The organism is Cardiobacterium sp., from assembly GCF_057314735.1.
This window is the reverse complement of record NZ_DBHKZK010000012.1, coordinates 1-4,839: the sequence shown is the minus strand read 5'-3', so window position 1 is coordinate 4,839 and position 4,839 is coordinate 1. Positions and strand designations below refer to the sequence as shown.

Genomic DNA, 4,839 nt, shown 5'->3' with positions numbered 1-4,839 from the left:
GGCTGCATCATGGTTTGGTTACCGCTATGAGTGAATTGTAAACAGCCCCTAGGGGCTGTTTGCAATTCAAACCCGCCCCGTTGCGGGCTTCGTTCTGCGGTCGACCACCAAACTACCCCCTCCCCCGTGGGGGAGGGTCGGGGTGGGGGCAGCAAACAAGCCGCGTTAGCGACGGTATACAAAACGAATTGCAAACAGCCCCTAACCCAACCTGCAAAGATTCACGGATGAATGGTAAACAGCGCCTAAATCGGCAAATCCCGCCGCCCGCTGCGGCGCGGGTGGTTGTCGCGGTAATCCCGAAAAGCCGTGAGAAATTCCGCCATCGTCTCCGATGCCATCACCGCATCGCGGTACACAATGCGTTCGGCAATGGCGGGCAAGCGGAAATACCAATACAGCGGCATCAACGGATTGACAAACTGCTCGCTGCCGCGCGTGCGCGGCGTGCCATGGAAATCACCGAATTCCCCCCGCATTGCCGCCGCAATCGAATTAACGACAATACTCTGATGTGCGGCAAAGCGTTCATTCAAGAAATCCGCCAATGCCAGATAGGTCGCACCTTCCGCCATTTCCGCAGTCAGACTCTGCGCGCCAAGATACGCGCCCGCTTTGGTCAGCGCCGCCATATTCTGCAAACAGGGATAATGATCCAGCCCGTGATGTTGCTCAATGCCAAAACCGACCGCACACAAATAGCTGCGCGTAAATCCCGCCCGCGCGGCCGCCAAAATGGAAAGACTGTCTTCAACAATTGTCCCTGTTCCTGTCTCGTCACCTAACATCAAACTGTCCGTACCGCCATCCGCGAGAACCAGCGTATCCAGCTGATACCGCTTGCGCAGATATTGATAAGCGCGCCGCAGGCTCTGTACGCCCAGCGTTTTGGTAAAGGCGTAAATCACGGGCGATTCGCCGCGGGCGCTTAACCATTCGTGAATGAATTTCTCCGGGAAATACGGCACGCCAGCGGAATGTTCATCCACCCGGTAACAACCCGGCACGATTTCGACGCAATCGGTAAATTCCAGTCGGGTAAAAGAAAGGTTGGCGAGAATGACGGTTTTGCCCCGTTGGCGTAAATAGCGGTAAAGCGGAATGGCGGCGACAATGTCGTAACCGCCACCGCAGCCCGCGAGCAAAAATCGCTCGCCATCGCGGATGTGTTCAAAGAAGGGAATTTGCATGAGGGGCTCTGGTAATACGGCGCGAAAAGAAGGTAGCACGCTTCAGCATCGGGCGATAGTCCGGACGAACTAATAGACCTCTTTCCAAACCAGGCGAAGGTATACGTTTTTTCGAATTTGTATCCCTGCCCCCACCCCAACCCTCCCCCACGGGGGAGGGAGCCGTTATGCGGCAGATTCTAATAACTGCTGCCGTATCGCATATGGATGGTCATGAAATCATTGCTATTTTTGCAGTCAATGAGTCCCCTCCCCCTGTGGGGGAGGGTTAGGGTGGGGGCAGCAGACAATAGCTCGGCAGGTTTGGGATTTTATCGGGTTGTCGTGCAAGTTATGGTTTGGAAGGAAGTCTAATATAGTCATCCACCGAAAGTTTCAGACAAGGCGCGTCGCCGAAGACAGTACGCGGTTGTACGGCGCGGGTTTCCCTAAAAAATGGCTTCGCCATTTTTTAGGGTGCCCGGTCAGGCGGCGCAACACAGTATGAGGTTTTCGGTGGATGGCTATATTTGAGTGCGCTGTAATTTTGGGGCGGTTCAATAGCGGTATTGGCGGTAATTTTTCAGTTATCGCACACGGTAAGATGACAATCAGGCCATTTTCCCTTAGGATAACGCCTATCCATTTTCATCACCTCACTATCCCGTTGTAATCATGAAGAAACTTGTTTTACTGTCTCTGCTGCTTGCCTGCCAGAGTCTTTATGCTGCGCCCGCAGCCAAACCGTCTCCTGTGGTCAAAACCCAAAGCAGCAGCAAAGTGCCTGCTAAAAAGGCTGCGGCGGAGAAAAAAAATGAGAAAGCCAACTCCGTTGCGGATAAAAAAGCTGTAGAAACAGCGCAGAAAAAGGCGGCAACGGTTGCCGCGGTAAAACCGGAGCGCCAGAAAAAAACGGAAACCGCGCATAACGGGCGGAAAGACAAGGCGAGCGAGAAAAAGCGCACGCTTGTCAAGCAAGAGAAACCGCAGAAAGGCAGCGACAAGCGCCAGCCTGCATCCCAAAAAGTGGTCGCGCAAAAAACGGACAAAGCGAACCACAAGAAAGACAAGGCGGGCAAGAAAGCCCCCGCGCTGTTCAAGAAGCATGAAACGGCTGCCGCCAGTGGCAAGGGCAATCCCCGCAGTACCCTGCTCAATCACGGCAAGAAATTCATTGGCACGCCCTATGTTTGGGGTGGCGCGTCGCCCAAAGGGTTCGATTGCTCCGGCCTCGTGCATTATCTTTATCAGAAACAGGGCGTTTCCATCCCGCGCAACAGTCGTGAACAGTTTTCGCGGCTGCCCGTCGCCAGCAATCCGCAGCCGGGCGATCTTGTTTTCTTCCGCCGTAACGGGGTAATCAATCATGTCGGGCTGTATCTCGGTGGCGGCAAAATGCTGCACGCGCCGCAGACCGGCAGCAAAGTCCGCATTGAAGACATGGGGCGTCCCAACTGGAAGCGACGCTATGCGGGCGCGCGTCGCGCGTTGAAAGGCGAGAAAACGGTCATCATCGCCAGCCAGGGCAAGAAGAACGCTGTGGTACGCGACAAGCGTGTCGCCAAACGCGCGCAGACCAACAAGGAAAAGGCGAAGGTCGCCGCCGTGCTCAAAAAGAGCAAAGTCGTTACCGCGCGGCGCTAAATCGCACCACCGTCAAAAAAACCAGGCATTGCGCCCGGTTTTTTTATGCCCCGCCGCGATACAGCCGCCGCTCCGTCCAGTACACCAGCGCCAGCACCGGCACGCCGAGCAGCGCGGTAAAGGTAAAGAAGGCGGGGTAGCCGATGGCATCGACGATGCCGCCGGAATAACCGCCGAGCGTCTTCGGCAACAGCGTCATCAGCGAGCTGAAAATCGCGTATTGCACCGCGGTGAAGCGGATGCTGGTCAGCGACGAGAGGAAGGCGATGAAGACTGAGGCGGCAATCCCGGCGGCGAGGTTGTCAAAGCCGACCACGCCGTAGAGCAGCCAGAGTTTGCCATCCTGCGCCGCCGCCAGCGCGCGGGCGATGCCTGAGAGCGGCGGGCAGAGCGCCTGCCACTGCGGCGCGTCGGCGACTGCGGCGAGCGGCAACCACGCGCTTTTGTCGCCATACCAGGCGAGCAGCACGAACAGCAGGTTGGTGGTCGCAGTCAGCACCGCGCCCGCCATCATCATCCGCATCAGCGGGTAGCGTTGCGCCAGCAGGCCGCCAAGGAAACCGCCGCCGAGCGTCATTGCCACGCCGAATATCTTGACCGCGCTGGCAATTTCCGCCTTGCTGTAGCCGAGGTTCTGGTAGAACAGGTTGGTAATGGCGCCTGCGACGATGTCGGCGCTGCGGTACAGTCCGACCAGCGCCAGCAGCAGCAGCGCGGCGCGGCCATAGCGGCGGAAGAAATCGGCAAGCGGTTCAAGCCACGTCTGCCACGCCAGCTCACGCCGCACCAGCCCGGTACGCACCAGCAGCATTCCTGCCGATGCGGCAGCGGCCAGCCCGCCCGCGAGGCGCAGCGTTTCCCGCAACAGCGCCAGTACCCCGCCATTGGCGGCGGGTAGTGCATCCAGCGCGCGATAGGCGGCGATGAGCGCGGCGACGGCGACGGCAAAGAGTGCCAACAGCCGCAGGTTGTCGCCCGGCGGACGCGGCGCGCTGCGGGCAACGGCGGGCGGTTCGCGCACCAGCAGCGTGGTGGCGATGCCGATGCCCATCAGCGCCGCCATGATGAGATAGGTCGCGCGCCAGGCGGGGTAGTGATACACCAGCGCGGTGGAGCCGAAAAATCCGGCGAGCAGCAGCGCGCCCGCGCCGGAGAGAATCATGCCGCAGCGGTAGCCCGCGGTGTAACTCGCCGCCGTCGCCGCCTGCATCGCCGCGTCATGGGGGGCAATCTCGATGCGGTAGGCGTCAATGACAATGTCCTGCGTCGCCGAGGAAAAGCCGAGCAGTACTGCCGCCAGCGCCATTTGCGGCAAAGCCCCCGGCCGCGCCGGGTCAATCAGCGCCATTAGGCAAATGGCGGCGATGACCCCGCATTGCGCGAGCAGCAGCCAGGCGCGCCGCCGTCCCAATGTGCGCGTCAAAAGTGGCAGCGGCAGGGCGTCGGCCAGCGGCGACCAGACGAATTTGAAGGAATAGGCGAGTGCCGCCCAACTGAAACGGGTGACGGTATCGCGCGCCACGCCCGCTTCGTTCAGCCAGATAGAAAGGCTGGAAAAGATGAGGAGGAACGGCAGCCCGGCGGCGATGCCGAGCAGGAAAAGCGTGATGGCGCGGCGGTCGGTGTAAATGGCGGCGGCGGCGAGCCAGCGGCGAAGGGCGGTGGGCATGGGCAGTACGGGTTGAAAGGAACAAAACGGCGCGCAGTATAGGCGGATTGCGGCGGCGATGCGGCAAAGGCGACAAATATAGCCGTCCACCGAAAGCCTCATACGGTGTTGCGCCGCTTGACCGGGCACTCTAAAAAATGGCGAAGCCGTTATTTTAGGGGAACCCGCGCTGTACAACCGCGTACAGTCTTCCGCGGTGCGTCTTGTACAGAACTTTGCGTGTATCGCTATACTCCCTATAGCTCCGCTGCGCGCTAACCCAACCTACGCGCAAAATCATCGTGTTATGACCAATTACTATCGGGTGGTGTCCTAAAATGTATGCTGATAAACGGCGGGCAAACAAAAAGCAACGGA

At 59.0% G+C, this 4,839-nt stretch carries 3 protein-coding genes; 1 reads left to right on the top strand and 2 read right to left on the bottom strand.

Translation table 11 applies throughout. From position 1 onward, the window contains the following. Positions 1 to 245 precede the first annotated feature (245 nt). Positions 246 to 1,145 (bottom strand): DUF1152 domain-containing protein, encoded by a 900-nt coding sequence (locus tag ACO54Z_RS00850; protein ID WP_485995315.1) that lies wholly within the window; start codon positions 1,143 to 1,145, stop codon positions 246 to 248. 699 nt (positions 1,146 to 1,844) lie between these two features. Here ACO54Z_RS00850 and ACO54Z_RS00845 point away from each other — a divergent pair. Beyond that, entirely contained in the window at positions 1,845 to 2,813 is a 969-nt protein-coding gene (locus ACO54Z_RS00845) for a C40 family peptidase (protein WP_485995314.1), read from the top strand. Between the two features lie 43 nt (positions 2,814 to 2,856). Here ACO54Z_RS00845 and ACO54Z_RS00840 read toward each other — a convergent pair whose 3' ends face one another. Continuing rightward, positions 2,857 to 4,482 carry an AmpG family muropeptide MFS transporter gene (locus ACO54Z_RS00840; protein WP_485995313.1) on the bottom strand — a complete coding sequence of 542 codons (1,626 nt, stop codon included), beginning with the start codon at positions 4,480 to 4,482 and terminating at the stop codon, positions 2,857 to 2,859. Positions 4,483 to 4,839 lie beyond the last annotated feature (357 nt).